General features: G+C 30.1%; 22 protein-coding genes. 10 read left to right on the top strand and 12 right to left on the bottom strand.

Annotated features, from left to right (window positions below):
- Positions 1 to 106 precede the first annotated feature (106 nt).
- The gene (locus tag ACWW38_RS10935) at positions 107 to 2464 is read left to right on the top strand and encodes an ABC transporter substrate binding protein (protein ID WP_456257584.1); all 2358 of its coding nucleotides are present in this window, start codon (positions 107 to 109) and stop codon (positions 2462 to 2464) included.
- A gap of 102 nt (positions 2465 to 2566) precedes the next feature.
- Here ACWW38_RS10935 and ACWW38_RS10930 read toward each other — a convergent pair whose 3' ends face one another.
- Both ACWW38_RS10930 and ACWW38_RS10925 read right to left on the bottom strand, forming a co-directional pair.
- Positions 2567 to 3073 (bottom strand): Gx transporter family protein, encoded by a 507-nt coding sequence (locus ACWW38_RS10930; protein ID WP_456257583.1) that lies wholly within the window; start codon positions 3071 to 3073, stop codon positions 2567 to 2569.
- A gap of 11 nt (positions 3074 to 3084) precedes the next feature.
- The gene (locus ACWW38_RS10925) at positions 3085 to 3468 is read right to left on the bottom strand and encodes a NusG domain II-containing protein (protein ID WP_456257582.1); all 384 of its coding nucleotides are present in this window, start codon (positions 3466 to 3468) and stop codon (positions 3085 to 3087) included.
- Positions 3469 to 3647: 179 nt separating this feature from the next.
- On the opposite strand from ACWW38_RS10925, the gene ACWW38_RS10920 reads away from it, so the two are divergent.
- The 4 genes from ACWW38_RS10920 to ACWW38_RS10905 all read left to right on the top strand — a co-directional run bounded on the left by ACWW38_RS10920 (position 3648) and on the right by ACWW38_RS10905 (position 8590).
- The gene (locus tag ACWW38_RS10920; protein WP_456257581.1) at positions 3648 to 4700 is read left to right on the top strand and encodes an FAD:protein FMN transferase; all 1053 of its coding nucleotides are present in this window, start codon (positions 3648 to 3650) and stop codon (positions 4698 to 4700) included.
- A 333-nt stretch (positions 4701 to 5033) separates the two neighbouring features.
- On the top strand, positions 5034 to 6179 hold the full coding sequence (locus ACWW38_RS10915; protein ID WP_456257580.1) for a glucose-1-phosphate adenylyltransferase: 1146 nt from the start codon (positions 5034 to 5036) through the stop codon (positions 6177 to 6179).
- Positions 6180 to 6195: 16 nt separating this feature from the next.
- Positions 6196 to 7326 carry a glucose-1-phosphate adenylyltransferase subunit GlgD gene (gene glgD, locus ACWW38_RS10910; protein WP_456257579.1) on the top strand — a complete coding sequence of 377 codons (1131 nt, stop codon included), beginning with the start codon at positions 6196 to 6198 and terminating at the stop codon, positions 7324 to 7326.
- A gap of 127 nt (positions 7327 to 7453) precedes the next feature.
- Positions 7454 to 8590, top strand: a complete 1137-nt coding sequence (locus tag ACWW38_RS10905) for a 4Fe-4S binding protein (RefSeq protein WP_456257578.1) — start codon at positions 7454 to 7456, stop codon at positions 8588 to 8590.
- A 107-nt stretch (positions 8591 to 8697) separates the two neighbouring features.
- On the opposite strand, the gene ACWW38_RS10900 is transcribed toward ACWW38_RS10905, so the two are convergent.
- From ACWW38_RS10900 to ACWW38_RS10870, 7 genes are all read right to left on the bottom strand, one after another.
- Positions 8698 to 9390: a cytochrome c biogenesis CcdA family protein gene (locus ACWW38_RS10900; RefSeq protein WP_456257577.1), complete on the bottom strand. Its 693-nt coding sequence runs from the start codon at positions 9388 to 9390 to the stop codon at positions 8698 to 8700.
- Positions 9390 to 9842: a thioredoxin family protein gene (locus ACWW38_RS10895; protein WP_456257576.1), complete on the bottom strand. Its 453-nt coding sequence runs from the start codon at positions 9840 to 9842 to the stop codon at positions 9390 to 9392. The genes ACWW38_RS10900 and ACWW38_RS10895 overlap by 1 nt, the downstream gene beginning before the upstream one ends.
- 375 nt (positions 9843 to 10217) lie before the next feature.
- On the bottom strand, positions 10218 to 11621 hold the full coding sequence (locus ACWW38_RS10890) for a sensor histidine kinase (RefSeq protein WP_456257575.1): 1404 nt from the start codon (positions 11619 to 11621) through the stop codon (positions 10218 to 10220).
- Positions 11618 to 12316: a response regulator transcription factor gene (locus ACWW38_RS10885; protein WP_456257574.1), complete on the bottom strand. Its 699-nt coding sequence runs from the start codon at positions 12314 to 12316 to the stop codon at positions 11618 to 11620. The genes ACWW38_RS10890 and ACWW38_RS10885 overlap by 4 nt, the downstream gene beginning before the upstream one ends.
- An 89-nt stretch (positions 12317 to 12405) precedes the next feature.
- A complete protein-coding gene (locus ACWW38_RS10880; RefSeq protein WP_456257573.1) occupies positions 12406 to 12654 on the bottom strand; it encodes an SHOCT domain-containing protein in 249 nt (82 codons plus the stop codon).
- A gap of 33 nt (positions 12655 to 12687) precedes the next feature.
- Positions 12688 to 12855 carry a hypothetical protein gene (locus ACWW38_RS10875; RefSeq protein WP_456257572.1) on the bottom strand — a complete coding sequence of 56 codons (168 nt, stop codon included), beginning with the start codon at positions 12853 to 12855 and terminating at the stop codon, positions 12688 to 12690.
- Between the two features lie 288 nt (positions 12856 to 13143).
- A complete protein-coding gene (locus ACWW38_RS10870) occupies positions 13144 to 14403 on the bottom strand; it encodes a DUF5667 domain-containing protein (RefSeq protein WP_456257571.1) in 1260 nt (419 codons plus the stop codon).
- Positions 14404 to 14650: 247 nt separating this feature from the next.
- Here ACWW38_RS10870 and ACWW38_RS10865 point away from each other — a divergent pair, with 247 nt between their 5' ends.
- Genes ACWW38_RS10865 through ACWW38_RS10855 form a run of 3 tightly spaced genes read left to right on the top strand, consistent with a single transcriptional unit; the run spans position 14651 to position 16917 of the window.
- Positions 14651 to 15343, top strand: a complete 693-nt coding sequence (locus tag ACWW38_RS10865; protein WP_456257570.1) for a sigma factor — start codon at positions 14651 to 14653, stop codon at positions 15341 to 15343.
- Positions 15336 to 16325 (top strand): anti-sigma factor domain-containing protein, encoded by a 990-nt coding sequence (locus ACWW38_RS10860; protein ID WP_456257569.1) that lies wholly within the window; start codon positions 15336 to 15338, stop codon positions 16323 to 16325. The genes ACWW38_RS10865 and ACWW38_RS10860 overlap by 8 nt, the downstream gene beginning before the upstream one ends.
- Positions 16326 to 16338: 13 nt before the next feature.
- Entirely contained in the window at positions 16339 to 16917 is a 579-nt protein-coding gene (locus ACWW38_RS10855; protein WP_456257568.1) for an anti-sigma-I factor RsgI family protein, read from the top strand.
- Between the two features lie 840 nt (positions 16918 to 17757).
- On the opposite strand, the gene ACWW38_RS10850 is transcribed toward ACWW38_RS10855, so the two are convergent.
- Positions 17758 to 19296, bottom strand: a complete 1539-nt coding sequence (locus ACWW38_RS10850; RefSeq protein ID WP_456257567.1) for an N-acetylglucosaminidase — start codon at positions 19294 to 19296, stop codon at positions 17758 to 17760.
- Positions 19297 to 19509: 213 nt separating this feature from the next.
- Between ACWW38_RS10850 and ACWW38_RS10845 the strand changes: the two genes are divergently transcribed.
- Both ACWW38_RS10845 and ACWW38_RS10840 read left to right on the top strand, forming a co-directional pair.
- The gene (locus tag ACWW38_RS10845; protein WP_456257566.1) at positions 19510 to 19803 is read left to right on the top strand and encodes a hypothetical protein; all 294 of its coding nucleotides are present in this window, start codon (positions 19510 to 19512) and stop codon (positions 19801 to 19803) included.
- A gap of 284 nt (positions 19804 to 20087) precedes the next feature.
- Positions 20088 to 21266: a glycosyltransferase family 4 protein gene (locus ACWW38_RS10840; protein WP_456257565.1), complete on the top strand. Its 1179-nt coding sequence runs from the start codon at positions 20088 to 20090 to the stop codon at positions 21264 to 21266.
- Between the two features lie 132 nt (positions 21267 to 21398).
- Here the strand turns inward: ACWW38_RS10840 and ACWW38_RS10835 are convergent, their stop codons facing one another.
- Both ACWW38_RS10835 and serA read right to left on the bottom strand, forming a co-directional pair.
- On the bottom strand, positions 21399 to 22193 hold the full coding sequence (locus ACWW38_RS10835; protein WP_456257564.1) for a sugar phosphate isomerase/epimerase family protein: 795 nt from the start codon (positions 22191 to 22193) through the stop codon (positions 21399 to 21401).
- Positions 22194 to 22230: 37 nt separating this feature from the next.
- Positions 22231 to 23823 (bottom strand): phosphoglycerate dehydrogenase, encoded by a 1593-nt coding sequence (gene serA, locus ACWW38_RS10830; RefSeq protein WP_456257563.1) that lies wholly within the window; start codon positions 23821 to 23823, stop codon positions 22231 to 22233.
- Positions 23824 to 23854 lie beyond the last annotated feature (31 nt).

The raw sequence follows: 23854 nt of genomic DNA, 5'->3' as shown, positions 1-23854 counted from the left end.
TTAAATAAATTGTTGAAATACCACGAGTCCAATGTTAGAATTATTTTAACCTTATGTACGTTACATTTTAATCTACCATCTAAAAAATACGGAGATAACTATTACTATGACTAAAACTTATAATCAAATGAAATATATATTTATCCTTTTATTGTTCTGTCTTCTTATTTCTCTTTATAAAACTAATTCTTTTGCAACAGAATCCCATGAGAAACACGTTCTCATTCTTAACTCATATCATAAAGATGTACAATGGTCTGATGATATTGTAGAAGGTATAACTTCAGTGATAAAAAATGGAGAAAAAAATATTAATATTCATATAGAATATATGGATACGAAAAACTTTCATGATAACGGATATATTGATAGTTTGTATAACTTTTATAAAACTAAATATAAGAACAAAAAATTTGACGTCATTATTTCCACTGATAATAGTGCCTTTGATTTTTTATCTAAATATAGTGATGCTTTATTTCAAGATACTCCTATCGTGTTTTGCGGCGTAAATTATTTTCAAGATTCAATGATAAAAAACCGTTCAAATATTACCGGTGTTGTAGAAGATATTTCACTTAAAGAAACCTTAGATATTGCACTTAAACTTAATAGCAATATACAAAATGTAATTGTAATTAGCTCTAATTCTTCCACTGGTACTGCTGTAAAAAAATCACTAGATCAGATTATTCCTAATTATAAAAAACAAAATTTAAACTTTATTTTTATGGATGATACAAATTTTTTTAATAGTAAAGCAAAAATTGATGAACTATCTAAGAACAGTATAGCTTTAATGCTTTCGGGCTATACATCATATTATAAAGATCATATTCATATAGAAGATGGTGCTGGCTTAGTATTAACTGATTACTCCATCCCAGTGTATGCATCTTGGGATTGCTTTCTAAATTATGGGGTTGTTGGTGGAAAAGTTATCTCTGGTAAAAATACGGGTGAAATTGCCGGAAAACTAGCATACCGAGTATTACATGGTGAAAAACCTTCAAATATTGAAATTATTAAAAAAAATGATTCAAAATATATTTTTGACTATAAGCAGCTAAAAAGGTTTAATATTTCTCCAACTGCCTTACCTTATGATAGTACAATCATTAATCTTCCAATAGCTTCCTATGTGATTCCAAAAAAATTTATATTTGTATTTATCATTTTTGTAATGGTGTTATTTTATTTCTTAGCATTAAGCATACGTAAAAGACATGAAGCTAAAGCTGCTCTCAGCGAAAGTGAACAAAGACTTCGTACCTTAATAAACTCTTCTCCTGCATTAATCTGCTTAAAGGATCAACATGGTAGATGGCTGGAAACTAATAAATCCACTCTGGAATTTTTTAATATAGACCCGAATGAATGGAGAGGAAAGACTGATGCAGAGCTTTTAGCTATGGATAACGTTTATAAAGAAGGATTACTAAAATGTAAAAATTTTGATAATTTAGCCTTTAAAAAAGGCGAAATAGTAAGTTATACAGAGCGCTTTGATAAAGAAAATGAAGAATTCCGTGTTTATGATTTTATAAAAGTGCCAATAGTAAATCCTAATAGTAATATTAAAAGTTTAGTAACTATTGGTCAAAATATAACAAGTCATATAAAAGCTCAGGAAGACAAAAAACTATTAAATGAATTAGTAGAGTATGATAACTTAAGAACAGAATTTTTTGCAAATTTATCTCACGAGCTTAGAACTCCTCTTAATGTAATCCTAAGTGCATTACAGTATATTGAAGTAATGCACGAAAAGGACATGCTTAAATATGAAAGTATAAACAGCTTTGATAAATATTCTTCTATAATGAAACAAAATTGTTATAGGCTACTTAGAATTGTAAATAACTTAATAGATATGACCAAGATAGACGCTGGTTACTTTGAATTAAACCTAGAAAATTATAATATAATAGACGTAGTTGAAGAAATATCCATGTCTGTAGCTTCCTATGCAGAAGATAATGGGTTAAGCTTAACTTTTGATACAGAATTAGAAGAGAAAATAATAGCCTGTGATGCTAACATAATTGAAAGGATTCTACTAAACCTTATATCTAACGCTATTAAGTTTACAAATCCAGGGGGACAGATCTTTATCAATATATATGATAAGGGGGAGTCTGTTCAAATCTCTGTTAAAGATACTGGTATTGGCATTTCGAAAAGTAAGCAAAAGTTAATTTTTGAAAGATTTGTACAAGTAGACAAGTCATTATCTAGAAATCATGAAGGAAGTGGTATAGGACTGTCCCTAGTAAAATCTCTTGTAGAAATGCATGGAGGATCTATTGATATTATCAGTGAACCTAAAAAAGGAAGTGAATTTATTATAACTTTGCCAGTATATACTATACCAGATAAAGAAATTAAACTCTATTCCGATTCATTTAGCTATTTATCCAATGATGAAAGAGTAAATGTAGAGTTCTCTGATATATACCTATAAGCGAACATAAAAATAAACACCATATACTCTTTGCAAATAAAAAATGCACTGGTAATTGGTGTTTTAATTTTTAGTATTCGCTTTTTGTTAAAAATATGCTTTCTATTTTGTATATATCCTGTCCAAGAACGGAAGCAAGTATTTTGATGTAAGTCCTATAAAGAACCCTGTCCCTAAGGCTGCAACAATAAGCACCGGCAAATAAGCAACAATCATTGCATTTTCGATAACTAAAGCTGCAACTGCTATTTGTCCAATATTATGGAAAACTGCTCCTATAATACTTATTCCTATAATGCTTATATTGTCTTTTCCTACCTTTTTTATAAAATACATTGCAAAAAAACTTAAAAGTCCTCCTGCTATACTATATAAAAATGATGAGAGTGTACCTCCAAATAATGTAGATAGTATTATCCTCAATATAATTATTAATAATACATCCTTAAAGCTAAACATATATAACGCAATTACGGTTATAATATTGCTAAGTCCAAGTTTTGCCCCTGGTGTTATAAAAGGTACCGGAAGCATTCTCTCAACCATATATAAAATTAGTCCTTGAGCTACAAACAAAGCTATAAAAGTTAACTTTTGAGTTTTTTTCATCTATTTACACCTCATTGAGATACTTCATCTACCACATTTTCTCCCTTTTCACCTTTTATTTGAATAACGACTTTATGTGGTAAACATACAATTACACTTCCTGGTTTATCTTTAAATCCATCTTTAACACAGACCTTATCTGGACAATCCGCATCTATAATTCTAACTCCACCATTCTCTATTTCAATAACGTTATCTCCTAAATCTGTTTTTATATTTAAAACTTCTTTTGAATTTTTTTTATCAAGTTCAACCTTTTTATAGAACTCTCCCTTTACATAAATTTCAGCATATTTTTTATTATAATTCCTATTGGAATTTATTTTCATTCCAACACCTAAAGCTATTGCTAACACAACAAAAAAAACTATAATAATTTTATCTAGTTTCTTCATTCATCCCTCTCCTTTCTAAAGAGAAGTTAATTTAAATATACTATAATATTAACATCTATAAAGAACATATTCAAATGGTAGTTTTGTACACAGTAAAATTGACTTTTAGATAATCAAATAGTAAAATGAGGAATACAAATTATTATATTAAAAAAACTATTTATATGCGGAGGAGTATAATGTTTAAGCTTAAAAAAAATATTATTCCATTAATGTTAATTCTTATTTTAACCTTTACATATGCAGGCTGTTCTAAAAAGCAATCAAGCCAAACTTCGGTGGAACCTATCTCTAAAGAAGGCCTTCTTCTTGGAACCTTCTGCAAAATAACTATATACGATAATAGTTCTAGAGATGTTCTGGAAAAAGCTTTTAATAGAATAAGTGATATAGAAGATAAAATGACTATAAATAAAGAAACCAGTGAAGTTATAAATATAAACTCCAAAGCTGGAATAGACTTTGTAAAAGTATCCGATGATACCTTTGATGTTATTAAGAAGAGTTTATATTACTCTCAATTATCTAATGGTAAATTTGATATTTCAATAGGGCCTATTGTAAAGCTCTGGAATATTGGTACTGATAAAGCAAGAGTCCCATCACAGCAAGAAATAAACTCAAAATTACCTTTAGTAGATTATAAGAATATAATATTAGATGAAAAGAATAAAAGAATAATGCTTAAGAAGAAAGGTATGGTAATTGACCTTGGAGCAATTGCAAAAGGATATGCCGCAGACCAAGTAGAAAAAGTTTTATTAGAAAATGGAGTAAAGCATGCCATCATAAATCTTGGTGGAAACATAATGGCATTGGGAGACAAACCTGATAATACAAAATGGAAGCTAGGAATCCAAGACCCTGCCAGCACTAGAGGAGAATACCTAGGTATTGTAGAGGTGGAAAATAAATCAGTGGTAACCTCTGGCGTATATGAAAGATACTTCGAACAAAATGGCAAAAGATATCACCATATATTAGATACTAAGACAGGATATCCTGTTAATAACTCTCTTTTAGGAGTATCAATTGTTGCTGATAAATCAGTTGATGCGGATGGTCTTTCTACAACAGTTTTTTCATTGGGATTGGATGAAGGATTAAAACTAATAGAATCTCTAAAAAACGTAGATGCTGTTTTTATTACATCTGATTCAAATGTTTATACTTCCTCTGGATTAAAAGATAATTTTAAAATAACAAACAATAAATATAAGCTAAAAAATTAATAGTGTATTCTGGCTGTATATACCCTAAAGCATATTGACTATATGTTTTAGGGTTTTTATATTGAAGTCATATGGTAAATAATGTATATTAAGATATATAGTAAATATTTCCCAAAGGCCCCCGCTTTTCTTATGAATATATTTCGGCCTTTATTAATAATATTTATTAAGAGGATTCTTTGCTTTAGATGGAGTTTTTTTCTCCAATTGAAGGTTAGAAGCCCTTATCTAGGGACGTAGCAGCCGTTATCTCCCACTTTAAAAGTGGGAGTATTACGGATTGTAGTCATCAAATAAAGAAGTTTCATTATAAAATAATTGGTGGTGAAGCAAATGCTAAAGAAAGAAATACTAGCTATGATATTGGCAGGTGGACAAGGTACCCGGCTTAAAATTTTAACTATGAACAATGCAAAACCAGCTGTACCTTTTGGAGGAAAGTACAGAATTATCGACTTTACCTTAAGTAATTGCTCTAATTCTGGTATAGATACTATAGGCGTTCTAACCCAGTATCAGCCACATATTCTTAACTCTCATATAGGGATAGGAAGCCCTTGGGATCTTGACAGAAACAGCGGAGGTGTTACAATTCTTCCTCCTCATATAAGAAATGACGGAGGCAACTGGTATATGGGAACTGCGGATGCTATATATCAAAATATAAGCTTTATAGATAGATATGAACCTGAATTTATCCTTGTATTATCTGGCGATCATATATATAAAATGGACTACTCCCAAATGTTAAAGTTCCATAAAGAAAATAATTCTGATGCTACTATAGCAGTAATTGAAGTTCCCTTAGAAGAAGCTAGCAGATTTGGTATTATGAATACTGACAAAAGCAATAAAATCTTTGAATTCGATGAAAAGCCAGACTGTCCTAAAAATAATAAAGCTTCTATGGGAGTGTATATCTTTGATTGGAAGATTCTAAAAAAATTTCTTATTGAAGATTCTAAAGATAAAAATTCTAGTCACGATTTTGGTAAAGACATAATTCCTAAATTATTAAACTCAGGCTATAACTTATATGCCTATCCATTTAGTGGTTACTGGAAAGATGTAGGTACAATTCAAAGTTTGTGGGAAGCGAATATGGATTTATTGAATCCAGAAAATCAACTGAACATTTATGACACAGACTGGAAGATATATTCTGTAACCCCAGCTAAGCCTCCTCAATATATAGGGCCTAACGTAAAGATACATAACTCTCTAATCGTTGAAGGTTGTACTATTTTTGGAACTATAACTAATTCAGTTGTATTTCCTGGGGTTCATATAGGTAAAAATACAATAATCGAAGATTCTGTAATAATGTCCAACACCAAGATAGGTGACAATGTAATAATAAGAAAATGCATTATTGGTACAGAAACTATTATAAGAAAGAACAGCGTAATAGGTAATAGTGAAGAAATTACAGTCATTGGAGATTATGAAGATATTAAAATGAATTCTATTATTAAATAATTTAGGAGGAAATACTATGCTGAAAGACTATATGGGCATTATAAGTCTAAACGAAGACGATTCGCATATAAAGAGCTTAACAAGCAGCAGACCTTTGGCTGCAATCCCTATCGGAGGAAGATATAGAATAATAGATTTTGTATTATCAAACATGGTAAACTCAGGTATAACTAATATAGGCATATATACTCAGGACAAATCTAGATCCCTATTACATCATCTTGAATCGGGCAAGCCTTGGGACTTAGATAGAAAAATCAATGGATTATTTGTATTTAACTTTAATTTCTCTGATTCTAAAACTAATGATATATACCTACTAAAAGATAATATAGATTATTTATATAGAAGCAAACAAAATAATGTTATCTTTTCATCATCTAACATGATTTGCAACATAGATTATACAGAAGCTATAGAATACCATGAAAATGAAGGTGCAGATATAACTGTACTATATAAGGATGTAGATGGTTCATATATCAATTTTCCAAATTGTAACGTTCTTAATCTAGATTCTAATAAAAAAGTTATAAGTGTTGGAAAAAATATAGGTGTAGATCCTATTAGCAATATATCTATGGACATGTTTATAATGAAAAAGGATATACTCTTAAATATTATAAATAGATGTGTATCCACTGGCTATTACAAATCCATAAAAGATTGCATCTACTCCAATAACTTAAAACTGAACATTAAAGGATATGAATTTAAAGGATATTTATCTTGTATAAATTCAACTAACGCTTATTATAAATTTAATATGGATATGCTTAATCCTAAAATTAATAAAGAACTATTTTTGGGAACAAGCCCTATTTATACTAAGGTAAAAGATGCTCCCCCTACTAAATATGCTAACGGCTCAAATGTATCTAATTCATTAGTGGCCAATGGATGTATTATAGAAGGGTCAGTAAAAAATAGCATAATATCAAGAAGAGTCATAATTCGTAAAGGAGCTCAATTAGATGGCTGTATAATACTTCAAAACTGCGAAATTAAAGAAAATGCTAAGCTTACAAGAGTAATAATAGATAAAAACGTTATTATCGAGAGAGATAAAGAATTAAAGGGAGATATCCAGTTTCCTGTAGTCATAGAAAAAAATCGTTACTCTCCTCCATTAATAAAACAGGCCTAGTTTTAAAGAAATCCTATCATGGATTTCTTTTTTTATTTTACAATTTCATCACAATTACACCACAGTTTAATCAAAATAAAATATTAATATTATATCAATACATATTAAATAGTGAGGTGTAATTAAAATGAAAAATAAATCTAGATGGATAATATCAATAATATTTCTAATTTTAGCCCCATTCTTTGCAATAATGCATCAAATAAAAGGCGGCGGCCCCGACGGTTCTCCTTCAGTAGATGCACTTTGTCCTTTTGGAGGATTGGAGACATTACCAACTCTTTTAAAGTCCGGTGAATACATGAATAGAATAACTCCTTCCTCTTTTATATTCCTTATAGCAATAATAATCTTAACTATAATTATTGGTAAAGCCTTTTGTGGTTATATATGCCCCCTTGGAACTGTACAAAGCTTAATAAATAAACTAGCTAGAAAACTTCACATAAAACAAATTCAAGTTCCATCATCTATAGACAAACCTTTAAGATTTGTAAAATATATCACATTATTTGTTGTACTCTTTGTAACTTATAAAGCTGGAGAACTTATTTTAAGACCTTATGATCCTTGGGCAGCATTTATGCATCTAAATACTGGTGCAGAGATATTTGAAGAATTTTTAATAGGATTCATTATATTAATAATTATTTTTGTGGTATCACTATTTATTGAAAGAGCTTGGTGCAGATATCTATGTCCTCTCGGTGCAGCTTTATCTATAACTTCTAAGTTTAGAATTTTTAAAATAAAAAGAAATGGCAATACATGTATCAATTGTAAGGCTTGTACTAGAAATTGCCCTATGGGACTTGACGTTCACTCTTCTGAATCAGTATCAAGTTCAGAATGTATATCTTGCGGAGATTGTATTTCAAGCTGTCCTGTAAGCAATACTCTAGAAACTAAAGGTGGCAAGTTTAACTTATCTCCAATTAAGACTTCCATTATAGTTGTTGCAGTTCTAGCCATTGTAATAGGCACTAACATAGCAACTGAAACTTTTAAAACTTCTTTGTCAAATGTAGAAGCTCTATCTGAAAATGGAGTATTAAATCCAGATAATATTAAAGGTTACATGACTCTTAATGATGTATCTAAAGATTTTAATATACCTATAGCTACTATATTAGAAAAATGTAAGTTACCTAATGACACTGATCTAAATAAACCTATTAAAGATCTAAAAACTGATTTGAGTGAAAAGGGTATAGAATTTGACCCTTCTACTCTAAGAGAAGTTATAAAAGAAATCATAAAGTAAGGAAACATTTCTATATAATTAAAGGATTTAATGCAGAACACCAAATAAAGTTCTACACTAAATCCTATTTTTTTAATTTAAAATAGATTGTCCAATTATACTTAATGCTAAAATCCTAAATAGAATAAGTACAGACCAAGTATTAAAACTAAAATTCCTAGTATAATCTTTAATACTTTCCCAACAACCGTAGTTTTAGAAGATAAACTTAACTGTTGTACAAATCCCACTGATGTACCTGCAAGAAGTACCAATAGAGAATGTCCAATAGAATAGAATAAAAGCATCAATGCTCCTAAAGCAATATTACCCTTTTGTGCTACAAATGCTAAAATTGCTGCTAGAACTGGAGTAGAACATGGAGAAGATAGTGCCCCTCCAAGTATTCCTAGAAAAAATGCTCCAAGAAATCCTCTTCTTCTATTTGGCACCTTACACATATCTGATTTATTAGCACTACCTATTACTCCTATAAGCTGTAGCCCAACAAAGAGCATTATAGCTCCTAGTATAAGATACCACCAGTTACCTGTTAAGCTCATAAATTGCCCAATAGCTGCAAAAATTACGCCTAATATTGTAAAGGTCACTATTACTCCTATAGAGAAAAATACGGAATATTTAAAAGCAGTTTTCTTATCTTTCACCCCTGCCTCTCCTACGTATCCCACAACAAGAGGTATAGTAGACAGAACACATGGACTAAAAGAGGCAACTATGCCCGCTATAAAGGAAATAATTAAAGCTAAATATGCATTGTTTGAAATTAAGCTGGAGAAGTTATTTATTAAATTCCCCATTACTTCACTCCTATCTGATTTAGTATATTTATTATTTGCTCTTCACTCATGGTACCTTCATGTCTTATAACCTGCTGTCCATATTCGTCTAGAAAAACCATAGTTGGAACAACTCTAACTGAATATTTTTTAGCAAAATCCATTGCCTTTTCCTGAATTCTCTTATCATCTAAATATATTACACCAACAACCGCCTTATCACCATATTTCTTATTTACACTTTCCATAATAGGATACATTTCTCTACAGTTAGGGCATGTTGTTGTAGCTAACTCCATAACTACCGGCTTATTAATTTTTCCATCCTGTATCTTTATTATTTCGTCTATATTATTAGTAATAGCACTTCCTCTTTCTGCGCCTTTTTTACCATATATATTCTTTCCATAGTAAATACCTGCCACAGCTAAAATTAGTACTAAAATTATACCTATTTTAATAGAATTTTTCATGTACCTACCTCCAATTTTCATTTAATATATAATTCTGTTTTAAATAAATGTTGGTTTTGCATTTATTTAAAACCTTCCATTAGTAGTTAAGGCTGTTTTAAAGATTGTTGAGTTCATTATAATAAGAAATTATAATTCTTATTTAGTATAACAATTGTAGCGTTAAGAACTTTCATTTGTCTGAGCTATGCGAGTTAATGAAAGTTTAGATACAATTGTTATACTAAATTTAGAATTATTTTCGATATTGTACGAAATCAACAATCTCTTAAAACATAGCCTAATATATTTATATATTCGAATATTACAATATATTATAACATAAAACATATTTATAACAATTAAACAAAATTTAACAATTAATGAACTTTACCCTTATATAGCCTCCTTCGGAAATATAATTTTAAATGTAGTTCCTGTCCCCACTTCACTTTCCACTTCTATCCTTCCTCCATGGGCTTCAACCAGTGCCTTTGTAATTGTAAGTCCAATACCTGTTCCTCCAGTTTCTCTATTTCTAGATCTGTCAGTTCTATAGAATCTTTCAAATATATATGGTAGTTCTTCCTTAGATATTCCTATTCCATTGTCTTCTACGATTATAACTAAGTCCTTGCTATTTTTTTTAGCTTCAATTTTTACTGTACCTTTATCATTAGAGTACCTATAGGCATTGGAAAGCAGATTATAAAGAATCTGTTTTACCTTATCCTTATCCATAAATATATTTAAATCTCCATCTATATCTGTAATAATCTTTAGATCCTTCTTAGCGTATAACGGCTTAAACACTTCCACAATCTTTTCTATCTGGTCACCTAAATCAAAGCTTGATTTGCTTAAGGAAAGATTTGCCTGCTCTAACTTAGCAATATCCTGTAGTTTTCCTACAAGTTTTGTTATCCTCAATATTTCCTCATAACAACTTTCAAATCTTTTTACTGTTGGTTCCCATACTCCATCCATAAACCCCTCAATATAATTTTGAAGAATAGTAAGAGGTGTTCTTATTTCATGAGCCATGTCTGATGTAAGCCTTTTTCTTAAAACTTCTTGTTTTTCAAGACTTTCAGCTAAATAATTCATAGATTGTGAAAGTTCATTAATCTCTAAAGTACTTGTACTTACATCTGATCTTATTTTAAAATTACCTTTTTTCATTTCATTTGCTACTTTATTTATACGAATTAAAGGTGTGGTTAATTGCTTTGATAAAATTAAACTTATTATAAATCCAAATATAATAGATAATATTACAGAATGAAAAAAAGCTTCATTTAGCGTTTTTCTAAATTCAATATCCTGCAGTGTTAAATTGTAGCTTCCCAAATATCCTATAGTGATTTTCCCTATTTTATTATTATTCTTTATAAGATCATGTCCCTCTTCTACATAAGAACCTGAATCCAAATTAGAACTTTTCCCCATCATTTGGCGGCCCATCATATTGTTCATCATATGTTTATGAGCTAAATAATCTTTACTTGAGGAATAAATAACTTTTTCATTAGAATCCTGCACCTTTATATAAAAGCCTTCTGCTTCAGCATATCCATTTAACTTCTCCTTATCTAAATTCATACTGCCTGTTTTTTCATCATAAGCACTTTCTACTAAGTTCACTAGTTTTTCAATTCTAGCTTTTAGCTGTCCTTCTAAATAATTGTTAAATCTTCTGTCTATCATATGATTAGCCATAAGACCTGTTATAAGAATAGACCCTACTACTACAATAAAAAAACTTAGCACTAGCTTTTTTGTAATAGGTACGTTCTTCATTTTTTACCTCCAAACTTATAACCTACCCCATACACACTAACTATATATTTACAGTCCTTAGGATTATTTTCTATCTTATGCCTTATATTTTTAATATGAGTATCTACAGTTCTATCAAAGCCCTCAAAATCAATTCCAAAAGCCTTTTCTAAAAGTTGGTCTCTAGTAAATACCTGACCTGGATTTGTTAACAAAACATTTAATATTTTAAATTCATTAGGTGTAAGATTTATGGTTTCACCTTTTTTTCTAACTTCAAACTTTTTAATATCAACTTCCAAATCACCATCATTAAATATCAAATAGTCCGCTAAAGGCCTCTCTCCCCTATAACTTCTTCTAATTAACGCATTTACTCTTCCTACAAGCTCCCTAGCACTAAAAGGCTTAGTTAAATAGTCATCAGCTCCAATAGCTAGCCCTTGTATTTTATCCTCTTCATCTGACTTAGCCGTAAGCATTATAATAGGTACATCAGAAGTTGCTCTTATTCTGCTGCAAACTTCTTCTCCTGATAATTTAGGAAGCATTAAATCTAGCACCATTACATGAATTAAATTATTTTTAAATATATCTAATGCCTCTTCTCCATCTTTTGCTGCGAAAACTCGGAATCCTTCTTTATTTAGATATGCTTCAACTATTTCTAGTATCTTTTTCTCATCGTCTACAACTAAAATACTTTTTTTATTCATATTAAAAATCACCCTTTTCTTTGAATAGAGTAAAAGCATGCAGATTTTGTATTCTGCATGCTAATATAATATATTATACAATAACTATACTATTTTAGTAATGTTTCTTTTCTCTTTATATATTCTTCTTCACTAATTTCTCCATTAGCTAATTTTACATTCAATAAGTTTATAAATTCTCTATCTTTATTTTTACCTTTTTTAGATAACTTTATAATTAGCATTACTATCAATATTAAAAATGCCATGCAGAGAATTCCCATAAAAGCAAAGCCCGGCCACATCTGACTTCCTCTTTCTAATCCATAATATCCTCCGCATCCTCCAAATCCAAACATAGATTGCACATCCTCTCTAAATAATATATCTAACTAATCATTTATTAGTTTCTTTTTAAGCGCATATTCATTTTCGTCTATTTCTCCATTTATAAATTTCTTATTTAAGATCTGTATAGCTAAATTTTCATTACCATTTGAAGAAACTTTATCTTCTTTTAAAAGATACCAAATTAGAACTATGAATAATAGCATCATCATTTGAATCCCTCCTTACTACACTTATTGTACTTAACAAATGTGAAGGAATTTTGTAGAATACTTAAACTTATAAACAAAGTTCTTGGCTTCAGAGGAAGTTTTTACTCCCACTTTGAAGAAAAGCAGAGAGTCCAAATCTTTGATTTGGTGTGAATCGCTTTCACAGAGTGCGACTGGAGTATTAGAGCGGGTAGTCATCGGATAAAAATATGTGAAAGTAAAAAGAGACCTGAAAAATTCAGATCCCTTTTTATATATTTATGTTAATGTGTGGTGGTAACAAAATTATTATTTTCTATTTTTTCCAGCTTCGTTTGAGTTTCCTCTATTTTGTTGTGCCTTTTCTGGCTTTTCCTTAACTTCTTTCTTAACTTCTTCAGCATTTTTTACTTCTTCTTTAGATTTTTCTTGTTTCACTTCTTCTTTTACTTCTTTTGTTTCTTCTGTTTCTTTAATTTCTTTATTCTCTTCTGATTTAACTTCTTCTTTTTTATCTTTAGCTTTTTTGTTTATTGCTCCATTTCCATTGTTTGTTTTACTTGCTTTTATAGCTTCTTTAGCTTCTTCTTTTGTTATGTTTCCTTCTTTAACTTCCTTATGAAGAGTTTTTACTAAATCACTATTTAACTTTTTAGTTTCTTTGTTTACAACTTTATTAACTTTAAAAGCTTCTTTAAAATCTGTCTTTGATTCAATATATTTTGCTTTACTAGCTTTTAGTGCTTCTTCAGCAGCTTTTACAGCTTCTTCATTTCCACTCTTTTTAGCTTCTTCTAGCTTAGTCATAGCATCTTTCACTTCTTGCTTAGTTGTAGTTAGAACTTCTCTCTTTTCAACCATTTGAGCTATTGCTTCTTTTTTTGCAGTTTGCATTTCTATTACTGCTGCAATAGTTTCCTTTGCACTATCTGAAACCTTATCTTGTATAGCTTTTAATACTTCTATAGCTTTTTGTTGTCTTGCAATTATTGCAGCTTCTAATTCTTTTACATCTTTATTTTTATCTTCATCTATTTTTACATCTTCTTCATCAACTTTATTTTCATCAGTAGTTTGTCCTTCAGTAACTGTAGTTCCTTCTGTTTTAGTTTCTTCTAGATTTGTTTTATTTTCTTCAGTAGTTGTAGTTGTGTTTTGATCATTAGCACTTTGTTCTGTAGTAGTGCTATTATCTTCATTTCCTGCAAGAGCTACTTCTTCCCCTTCAGTATCTTTAATTATTCCTTGAAGAAGTTCATTGGCTTCTTGCATATCTTTACTATATTCATCAATAGCAGTTTTAGCTAAATCTTCTTGTCCTTCTTTAACCATAACCTCTGATTCTCCAAGTCTTTCTTCTGCTACATCAGCTATAGTTTCTACTTTTTTCTCATCGCTAAATGACAATGCCACTTTTGCACTATCTAATGCTTTATCTACACCATATAATATACTATCTGGAGTAATTCCAGCAGCATCACTAAATGACACACTTCCCTCTGCAAAGGCCGCTCCACTTATATTTGCTAAAACAACCAAACTAGCTACAAAAACTCTTAATTTTTTCATGTAAATTCCCTCCCATGACTTTCGTTTTCCCTTTTCGCCTATATGTACGCTGAGGTTTTTTAATTTTAGGGGGGTCTTTTTAAAAAAACTTAGGCTATGTTTTAAAGATTGTAAAAATCAACATTCATTTAAAACAGAACCTCAAGATAACTCTTCTTTAATAAATGGAAATATTTTATCATTGCAGACCCCTGCTAAAAATACGATAAAATACGTATATATTAATGAAACTTAAAGAGGTGATGCAATGAATGCAATGGAACTTATTTCCAAGGATAGGGATAAGTTTATACTAGAACATAAAAACTTTATATACGGCATTGCGCATAAAGTATGTAAGAAGAACTTAGACTGGAACAACGATGATGAACTTAGCATTGCACTTATTGCTTTCAATAATGCTTGCGATAGTTATAGTGCAGAAAAAGGTAATTTTTTTGGGTATACATCTGTAATAATAAAAAATGCTCTCATAGATTTTTTTAGGAAAGCAAAAAATACTCCTTATTTAGTTTTTGATAATGTAAGCAATGAAGTAGATGGAGAAGATTACATAGACTATAAAGCTTCTTTAAATAAGTATGAAATAGATCTTGAAAACCAGAAAAGAGCTGAGGAAATTGCTCTTTTCTCAAAAGAGCTTTCTAAATATAAATTAAATTTCATGGAACTTGTGCAATCTTCCCCTTCACATATAGATACAAGAAATACTTTATTAAATGTAGCTTTAGCCTGCTCAAAAAATGAGGATATATTAGAATATATTAAGAAAAAAAAGTTGCTTCCAGTGAGTCAAATAGTACTATTTACAAATACAAAGAAAAAATATATAGAAAAATGGCGTAGATACCTACTGACATTAATTCTTATACTTTCTACAAAAGAATACCCATACATAAAGTCTTATCTAAATATAAAGGTAGGTGAAAATAATGGCTAACAAAACAGGTATAGTTATGGAAATCAAAAACAAAAAAGCATGCATCATGACTGCTGACGGTGAGTTTGCAGAAGTCAAAATTGCAGGGGACAGTCCCTCAATTGGAAGCTCTTATACAGGAATTACAGTTACTAAAATTCCATTTTTTAGATACGCATCTGCAGTGGCTTGTTTGCTCCTATTTACATCAATAGGTGGAGTTGCCTACGGCTACTATAAACCAATTACATCTATAGTATTAGATCTTAATCCTTCTTTAGAACTTAAAGCAAATAAATGGAATAGAATCATTAAAACTTTACCACTAAATAATGATGGTGAGAAATTACTAGCTTCTTTAAATGTAAAAAATAAATCCATTGATGAAGCTCTAAGTATGATACTAAACGAAGCGGAAAATGAACATTTTATAGATACTAAAAAAGACAAAGTTTCTCAAATGATTTCATTAAATATTACTTCATTAGGGGACAGTTCTATAAATATTTCAAATTTAAATAAATTTAAAAGTGCTGTTAAAGAAAAAAACCTAGACGTAAAAGTTACCTACAACAAAAATGGCAATACAAATATACCAAAAACTGATATAATAGAAGATAATGAAGATAGGACTAATAACACTAATAAAAACAGTAATATTAATTCTAAAGGAAATATCACTAATCCTAATTCTTCTATACCTGAAATCAAAAAGAATGAAAATAATTCTAAGCATAATTCTTCCACTAACATAAAGCAAGATAACAGCTCAAAAAATGACAAAGGTTCCTCTAAAACAAATAATAGCAAAGTTAATTCTAATAAAAATAATAAATCTAATTCTAATAATAAAACTTTAAATAATGATAAAAACAAAGAAGAGAAGTCTAAAGAAACTGGAAAACCTAATAATGGTAATCCAGTTTCTAGGGGTTCCAATATGAATTTAAATAGTGGTAAAAAAAATGTTGAGAATTCTAATGGTGGATATAAAACTAAGTAGGTGACTCTATGATATGAAAAGAAAAACTGGTGTGGTAGTAAAAGTAGACAAAGACTATGTTTGCGTAAGAACTGTAAAAGGTGAATTTTTTAATTTAAAGCGCCAAAGTTATACTCCAAATATTGGAGATATATATTCCGGTGCTCTTTTAACTCCAAAAGCTACTGTTGTTAGACGAATTATAGGACTAGCTATAATAGGACTTATAATCCTATTTGGAAGTAACATCTACTATTTTTTTACACCCTCGGCTTCAGTTGTGTTAACTATACCTCCAACTATTCAACTTAAAGTGAATAAGTGGAATAAGATAGTAAGTATTAAGCCTACAAGCACTTCTGCTAGAAACCTAGTAGCACCAATAAAATTAAAAAACAAGTCTATCGATAAAGGATTAGAACTTATAGTTGAGGAAGCTAAGAAACAAAATATAATAAATAAAAACTATATAGATAGCGAAAATATGCTTACTATCTATATTGCTGCTAATGATGATGAAGCCATCCAATTGATAAACTTTAAAAGCTATTTAAAAGATAGAAAGATAAATTATCGCATAAACAACAATGGCTCAGAGCATCTAGTTGATTAAGTAAAGTGCGGTAAAATGGCGGCCTTGGTAACTACAGAATAAGGTGCTAAAAATCGAAGGTATATAATTCAACAGAGAATCTTCGCTACGTTGAATTATATACCTTCTTGCTTTTAGTACCTTAAATTAAGTAAATCAAGGACGCTATTACTCAAATAAAACGTATGTTAAGAACTGTAGTAGTTACTATTTAGAATATAGCTAATTTATTGGTCTTGTAAGTATTATATAAAGAGGATTCTCGGATTCAGATGGAGTTTTTCTTCCAGTTGAAGCTTAGAAGCCCTTATCTAGGGACGTAGCAGCCGTTATCTCTCACTTTAGAAGTGAGAGTGTTACGGATGGTAGTCATCAGATTAATTGACTTATTAGAAAAGCTCAGAGCGCTCAACCCGATTAGGGTGTCAGGGATTTAGGCATAGCCTGTTGAAGTTATAGCAGGTAAAAAAACTTGCTAGTCATTGATTAAAAGATATGTTATTTTATTATGATGCTTTGTTTACAGATTGTTTTGAAAAATATTCACATGCTATCGCATTTATTTATAGTAATTCTTTAAATTGTACTCAATAATACTTACTTAGTAACTTTACAGTGTGGCTACGCCATGCAAAATTATCATTTTGCTTTTTGAAGTCCTTTTAGTATTTACTATAGTAATTATTAGTTTCAACTAATTAAGGCATGTAAGATTACTGGCTAGCATATATGTATCAATTTGAGAAACTTTGAAGAAATAATTAGTAGTACTTAAGGTTTCTCAATGATACATATATGCGTTAGCCTAGTAAGCTTACATGCCGTCATTTTATTGCACTTTATTTTATTAAAGCTTGTACATTATTTAAACTTAGGAACATCAAAAACTACTTGTGCACCTTCACACTGATTCATTAAACTTTCAATTCTAGATATTTGTGCACGACTCCAGTTAACGTCTGTAGCATATTGATGCCATGTAACTTGCATATTCCATCTCATCTTATAAAGTGTATTTTGCATATACTTAGCACTATTTATATAACCTTCGCTTACAAATTTAGCTCCTCCTAGTATAGCAGCATCTACACTGAACCAACCTTGAGTATATGCATATTCTGAACCATACTTTAATGGGTTACTATCAATAGCACGTATACCAAACATATTATAAGTTTTCTTTGGTTCTACTGCTTTTCCATCAACTGAACTTACGAGAACTCCGCTAGCTAATTGGGATGTTCCATTGCCAGTCTCATGTAGTGCATGAGCAACTAAATAAATAGGATTTATATTGGCATCCTTAGAAGCTTTCAAAAATACTGCTCCTTTTCCATCTAGGACGCCTTTCCCTTCTAATATGCTGTTTAGATTATCTTCAGTAATTCCGTCTATATAGTTCAAGTTTAAAAATTGATATTTACCATAATTATCCAAAAAATTATTTGGATTCATATAGTACTTCACTAATTCTTTACTTGGTGTTAACCATTTACCATTTACTTCTTGATAAGTAGGATTTCCTTTTAATTGTTCTAAAGCTGCTTCTTCTAAAGTTTTATCATAGTTACTATAAATAATGCTAGCTCCTGCAGGCTTGTCTACAGTTATATTATTAGCAATAACTCTAAAGTATGAGCTGTAATAATTATCAAAGTCTGTATTTAAATCTTTACTTTCTCCTGCTCTACCTTTTGCTTTTATATAAACTACAAGTTTATACTTTCCGCTAGCAAATCCTTCTGATTTTTTAAATATGTATGGTGAATTTCCGCTTAGAGCACTTGTATATCCCTTAGTAAGCTCTATATATGGTTCATTTGGATATACGTTTGGATTATCATATGTCTCTTTTGGATATTTAAATAAAAATACTCTATATTGAACTTCTCCAGAATAATTTGGATTAATTCTAAAACTTGCACTTTTATTTTCTAAAATCGGTCCTTCCAAAATATCTATAGTTTTAATGCTTGGTAAAGCTTCATAGTAAGTCGTATCCTCATATTGATTTGATGTTGTGAAACTCATTTTAGTAGGCTTGGCTAAATTTTTTCCACTAGTACTTTTAACATTGGTACTAAGTTCTAAAGAATATGTTGTTGCCGGAAAATACCCTCCCACTTGTGGATAAACCATTATAGATTTGTTATCTTTTCCCGGATATACCGTTGCCTTTACTGCATTTCCTTTGTTATCCTTAACTTTTATATTTTCGCTGTTAATTGTATTCTTGTCCAAATCCAAGTTAAGTTTTACAGTCCATGGTTTAGTTGTACTTACTCCCGTTTTTGAAGGTAGCTCAGTGAAACCAGTTGTTGCTGCGAAGGCTATAGTAGACGTTAATGTAAATAAAGCTGCCATTAGTAGAATCTTGATTAAATTCAATTTTTTTCTCATCTGCACACCTCTCTTCTAAACTTAATATTTATTTAGTTACATATCTATTATCCTATATTTAAATTAATTTTCAAGACCAAATTTCATATTTTTTACAAATATTTATATAACTCTAGTAAATTTAGTTTATTGATGTAAACAAAAACATTTTTTCATGTTATTATTATAATAAATATACAACTTTATTTCTTTACTTACGAAAGGAGATCTTAAATGTTTTTGCTTCAAAATACTATAATGATGTTAACTGGACTCGGAATTATATTTTTTGCATATGAAATTGGTATTAAGAAAAGAATTTTTTTAATTACAGGGTACTCAAAAAAAGTTAAAAATGTAGATAAACTTAGTAATTCCCTTGGTGCTGCCTTACTCATATTAGGTTTGGCTAATGTATTTGCACCTTGGTTAATAGATTCTATAGGTGATAAAGGTTGGTGGATATATTCAATAATAGTATTTTTAACAGCTATTTATGCTGTTGTAGTATATATAAAAGAAGCATAAATAGGGTACTTACCTTTAGCTATAATCTTACAATATAATCCTTTAATGAAATCTTAATGAAATTTTAATACTTTACATATCTTTTTCTTAAATTATTCCATATAAAATTAATTAGTATAAAGAGGATTCTTGGCTTCAGGTGGAGTTTTTTTCTCCACCTGAAGCTTAGAAGCCCTTATCTAGGGACGTAGCAGCCGTTATCTCCCACTTTAGAAGTGGGAGTATTACGGATGGTAGTCATCAGATAAACACATTATTTTATATAAAATTTTGGAGGATTAGATATGAAAATATTATTAACTACTGACGCATTTTATCCTATGATAAATGGTGTAGTAATATCCACCCATAACTTGTATAAAGAATTAAAGTTAATGGGACATGATGTTAAGATTTTAACTTTGTCTGAAGATGGAAGAGAACGAATTGATGGAGATATATATTATTTGAAGTCTTTTAACCTTAGGATTTATCCTGGTGCTAAAGTAAAGAAGCTTTTCAGTAAAGAAATAGTAGACAAACTATTAGCCTGGAAACCTGATATTATACATTCACAAACTGAGTTCTCAACTATGGTAGATGCAAAACTTATTGCTTGGAAGTTAAAAATACCTCACTTGCACACATATCATACAATGTATGAGGACTATCTTTACTATATACTTAATGGTAAGGTAATAAGTCCAAAGACAATGGGCTTGTGTCTTAAATTACTGCTAAATAGTTTAAACGAAATAGTAGCACCTACTGAAAAAGTAAAAGAAGCTCTTATAAGTTATGGAGTTAAAACTAACATTAATATAATACCTACAGGTATAGATCTTAGTAAATTTCAAAGAGACATAACTGAAGAAGAGAAAAATAGCCTTAAGCTCCAATATGGTTTAAATTCTAAAGATAAAATTCTTTTGTATTTAGGAAGAATAGCTCAAGAAAAGAATATTGATTCTATTATAAATATGTTTGATAATATCCAGGATGAAATGAAGGATTTAAAGCTTTTAATCGTAGGCAGCGGTCCTTATCTAGATAATCTGAAAAACCTTGTAGAAACTAAAGGATTAAACAATAAAATCTTTTTTACAGGTATGGTAGAGCCGGAAAATGTATATAAATATTATAAAATTGCTGATGCCTTCGTAACCTCATCAACTAGTGAAACTCAAGGACTTACATATATAGAAGCACTATCTACTGGTCTTCCAGTAATCTGTAAGTATGACCCTTGTATAGAAGGTGTAATTGAAAATGGAAAGAACGGTTTGGTTTTTGATAATGAAATTGAATTCTCAAATTCTATAAAATCTATATTCTCAGATGAAAACTATAGAAAAATGTTATCTAAACATGCTGAAAGCACAGCAGATAAATACTCATCATCAAACTTTGCCAAAACTGTTTTCCAATTGTATGAAACTACTATTGAAAACTATAATACATTATTAAATCAAAATTATGCTTAATTCATTATACCGATTTATTAAACTTAAATTTTACGAACTAATAAGCCACTGAAACAGTTTAAATTAAAACCGTTCCAGTGGCTTACTACATTTTAATATCATAACTTATTTAAATCTATTTACATCTAAAAGCTATTTAACTATCTTCATCAAGTTTTTTACAGATTCTACTGCTTTATCTCTAGGCCTTACTTCTAGAATATAAATTATGTCCCTATCCTTCATTTTATTAAAATGCCAGTTGAAGTCTACATTTCCCTCTCCAACAACCTGATGATCACTCTTTCCATTATTATCATGGACATGACATGTTCTTATTCTGTCTATATGCCTTAAAAAGAACTCTACTTCATTATACTTATTTTCATAAGAATGTCCTATATCCCAGGTTAAAAATAAATCTTCTTCCTTGACTAAAAGCTCATCCAAGGTTTCCTGTACTAATTTAGCCGGAAATCTTCCTGAATTCTCAATACAAAGTTTAATCTTTCCCTTAGAGTAATTCACAAGTTCTATAATACTTTCTCTTAATACATCTTTAAATTCATGGTAATACAATTCATCCATATAGGTTTTTCTATCTGTTAGTGTAAAGCAAACAGCTGGTCCAACGTGCATTGTAAGTCTACTAGCCCCTATATCATATCCAAAATCTATAACTTCCTTAATTCTAGCTATTCCAGCATCTCTAACACCCTTTTGAAGTTGAAGAAGTGAAATATCCTCAGGAGCATGAAAAGTAAGTTCTACTCCCTTTTCTTCGCTATACTCCCTTATCCTTTTTCTATCTTCATTATTAAATCCTTCGGGAAAAAATATAGGCATATTTATATTAAGCTCTACAGCCTTTAAATTATTTTTATATGCATAATCTATGGTATCAAATATATCCTTTTCCCCTGCTGATGCCGCATATCCTATTTTCATATTTAGCACCTCCCTAATGACTAAAATTATTTAATGATTAAAGTACTGTTGTCTTTGCTTGGATTATATTATCCAAAGCTTCAAACTTTTTAAGAGATTCCTTTGATACCTCACTATCTACATTTAAAACCATTAAAGCCAGATGACCTTTTGTCTTTCTACCAACCTGCATTGTGGCAACATTTATATTTTCAGAGCCTATAATTGTACCAACTTGACCAATTACACCTGGTACATCCTTGTTTTGTACAAACAACATATATTGGCTTGGTTTTACATCTACTTCATAACCTTGTATTTCAACGAGTTTTCCTTCTTGCTTATTTGAAACTGTTCCTGAAATAGTAAACTCCTCCATATTGTTGTTGGTTATTTTGATTGTAATTAAGTTTGAATAATTGTTATAGTGTTCTTCCATTCTCTCTTGTCTTATACCTATACCGCTTTGCTCTGCTAGTACCCTGGCATTAATATAGTTTACTCTATCATTACTTATAGGTTGTAATAATCCTTTCAAGAATGCTATTTCAAATACATCTGTATCAAAATTTATTAAATCTCCCCAATAAACTATGTCTACACTCTTTACAGGTTCAGTATTTAATTGATAATATAGTTTTCCTAAGCTCTCCATAAGTGCAATGTATGGCTTAATTTCTTTAAATTCATCTCTATTGATACCTGGAAGATTTACAGCATTAGGAACTATACCACCCTTTATTCCATTTATAACTTGTTGAGCTATAGTAACACCTACATTTTCCTGAGCTTCAAAAGTAGTTGCCCCTATATGAGGAGTCACTGTAACATTTTTAAATTCATATAGTGCAGCTGAATACCTTGGTTCCTCTTCATGTACATCTAACCCAACACTCTTTATCTTTCCACTTTTTAAACCTTCATATAGGGCAGCCTCCTCCATGAGTTTTCCTCTAGCTGCATTTACAACTCTTACTCCATCTTTCATTAAGTCAACTTCACGTTTTCCTATAATTCCTATAGTCTCCTTTGTTCTTGGAGTATGAATTGTTATAATATCTGCTTCTTTTAATAAATCGTCTAATTTTTCTTTTTTCTCTACTCCATATCTTGTAAATCTATCATCAGATATATATGGATCATAGGCTATAAGCTTTACCCCAAAAGCTTTCATACGTGTAGCAACTAAGGCTCCAATTCTTCCAAGTCCAATAATTCCAAGGGTTTTACCATAAATCTCATTACCCATGAATAACTCTCTTCCCCATTTACCAGACTTTAAATATTCATCCGCAAAAGTGAAATTTCTTGATCCTGCTAATATATGAGCTATAGCAAGTTCACAAGCTGATATAGAGTTACTGTCTGGAGTGTTTGCAACTATAATACCCCTTCTAGTTGCTTCCTCCACATCTATATTGTCAACCCCATTTCCTGCTCTACCAACTATTTTAAGCTTAACTGCTTTTTCCATAAGCTCCTTATCAACTTTATTATCACTTCTTATAATTAGTCCTTCATAATCATGTATCTTTTCTAAAAGCTCTTTTCTTGGTATATCTATGCAGACATCAACTTCTACTTCCCTTTTTAATAATTCTATACCTGCATCATCAATTCTTTCTGCTATTAATACTTTGCCCTTTTCCATTTTTATATAGCCCCCTTTTAATTATTAATTG

It is taken from the genome of Clostridium sp. JNZ J1-5 (assembly GCF_053901425.1).
The sequence above is the reverse complement of the archived record's forward strand: the minus strand, read 5'-3'. Positions and strand labels throughout refer to the sequence as shown.

What these genes read in the sequence shown, in the direction of transcription:
- ACWW38_RS10875 (WP_456257572.1), bottom strand. Translation starts at nt 12,855, where the DNA reads ATGATGATGCTATTATTCATAGTTCTAATTTGGTATCTTTTAAAAGAA.
- ACWW38_RS10930 (WP_456257583.1), bottom strand. Translation starts at nt 3,073, where the DNA reads ATGAAAAAAACTCAAAAGTTAACTTTTATAGCTTTGTTTGTAGCTCAA.
- ACWW38_RS10870 (WP_456257571.1), bottom strand. Translation starts at nt 14,403, where the DNA reads ATGAAAAAATTAAGAGTTTTTGTAGCTAGTTTGGTTGTTTTAGCAAAT.
- ACWW38_RS10855 (WP_456257568.1), top strand. Translation starts at nt 16,339, where the DNA reads ATGAAAAGAAAAACTGGTGTGGTAGTAAAAGTAGACAAAGACTATGTT.
- ACWW38_RS10860 (WP_456257569.1), top strand. Translation starts at nt 15,336, where the DNA reads ATGGCTAACAAAACAGGTATAGTTATGGAAATCAAAAACAAAAAAGCA.
- ACWW38_RS10880 (WP_456257573.1), bottom strand. Translation starts at nt 12,654, where the DNA reads ATGTTTGGATTTGGAGGATGCGGAGGATATTATGGATTAGAAAGAGGA.
- ACWW38_RS10840 (WP_456257565.1), top strand. Translation starts at nt 20,088, where the DNA reads ATGAAAATATTATTAACTACTGACGCATTTTATCCTATGATAAATGGT.
- ACWW38_RS10915 (WP_456257580.1), top strand. Translation starts at nt 5,034, where the DNA reads ATGCTAAAGAAAGAAATACTAGCTATGATATTGGCAGGTGGACAAGGT.
- ACWW38_RS10900 (WP_456257577.1), bottom strand. Translation starts at nt 9,390, where the DNA reads ATGGGGAATTTAATAAATAACTTCTCCAGCTTAATTTCAAACAATGCA.
- glgD (WP_456257579.1), top strand. Translation starts at nt 6,196, where the DNA reads ATGCTGAAAGACTATATGGGCATTATAAGTCTAAACGAAGACGATTCG.
- ACWW38_RS10925 (WP_456257582.1), bottom strand. Translation starts at nt 3,468, where the DNA reads ATGAAGAAACTAGATAAAATTATTATAGTTTTTTTTGTTGTGTTAGCA.
- ACWW38_RS10905 (WP_456257578.1), top strand. Translation starts at nt 7,454, where the DNA reads ATGAAAAATAAATCTAGATGGATAATATCAATAATATTTCTAATTTTA.
- ACWW38_RS10835 (WP_456257564.1), bottom strand. Translation starts at nt 22,193, where the DNA reads ATGAAAATAGGATATGCGGCATCAGCAGGGGAAAAGGATATATTTGAT.
- ACWW38_RS10850 (WP_456257567.1), bottom strand. Translation starts at nt 19,296, where the DNA reads ATGAGAAAAAAATTGAATTTAATCAAGATTCTACTAATGGCAGCTTTA.
- serA (WP_456257563.1), bottom strand. Translation starts at nt 23,823, where the DNA reads ATGGAAAAGGGCAAAGTATTAATAGCAGAAAGAATTGATGATGCAGGT.
- ACWW38_RS10895 (WP_456257576.1), bottom strand. Translation starts at nt 9,842, where the DNA reads ATGAAAAATTCTATTAAAATAGGTATAATTTTAGTACTAATTTTAGCT.
- ACWW38_RS10890 (WP_456257575.1), bottom strand. Translation starts at nt 11,621, where the DNA reads ATGAAGAACGTACCTATTACAAAAAAGCTAGTGCTAAGTTTTTTTATT.
- ACWW38_RS10935 (WP_456257584.1), top strand. Translation starts at nt 107, where the DNA reads ATGACTAAAACTTATAATCAAATGAAATATATATTTATCCTTTTATTG.
- ACWW38_RS10845 (WP_456257566.1), top strand. Translation starts at nt 19,510, where the DNA reads ATGTTTTTGCTTCAAAATACTATAATGATGTTAACTGGACTCGGAATT.
- ACWW38_RS10865 (WP_456257570.1), top strand. Translation starts at nt 14,651, where the DNA reads ATGAATGCAATGGAACTTATTTCCAAGGATAGGGATAAGTTTATACTA.
- ACWW38_RS10920 (WP_456257581.1), top strand. Translation starts at nt 3,648, where the DNA reads ATGTTTAAGCTTAAAAAAAATATTATTCCATTAATGTTAATTCTTATT.
- ACWW38_RS10885 (WP_456257574.1), bottom strand. Translation starts at nt 12,316, where the DNA reads ATGAATAAAAAAAGTATTTTAGTTGTAGACGATGAGAAAAAGATACTA.